Origin of the sequence: Pseudomonas sp. PS02302, assembly GCF_029959585.1 — a bacterium.
In the GTDB taxonomy this organism is placed as follows: Bacteria; Pseudomonadota; Gammaproteobacteria; order Pseudomonadales; family Pseudomonadaceae; genus Chryseomonas; species Chryseomonas aestiva.
This window is the reverse complement of sequence record NZ_JASCON010000197.1, coordinates 1-257: the sequence shown is the minus strand read 5'-3', so window position 1 is coordinate 257 and position 257 is coordinate 1. Positions and strand designations below refer to the sequence as shown.

The 257-nt window shown below is 69.3% G+C and carries 1 protein-coding gene; it reads left to right on the top strand.

Annotated elements, in window-relative coordinates; genetic code table 11:
• A partial coding sequence (locus QMX82_RS25760; RefSeq protein WP_282288819.1) for a pyridoxal-phosphate dependent enzyme occupies window positions 1-257 on the top strand: 257 nt, incomplete at both ends.

The window sequence follows — 257 nt, the reverse complement described above, 5'->3', positions numbered from 1 at the left end:
GCCCCCGTCTACGACGTGGCGATCGAAACGCCCCTGCAACCGGCGCGGGCGCTGTCCGAGCGGCTGGGCTGCCAGGTGCTGCTCAAGCGCGAAGACCTGCAGCCGGTGTTTTCCTTCAAGATCCGCGGCGCCTATACCAAGCTGGCCAGTCTCTCGGCCAGCGAGAAGGCCCGTGGGGTGATCACCGCCAGCGCCGGCAACCATGCCCAGGGCCTGTCCCTGGCGGCCCGCGAGTTGGGCGTGCGAGCGATCATCGT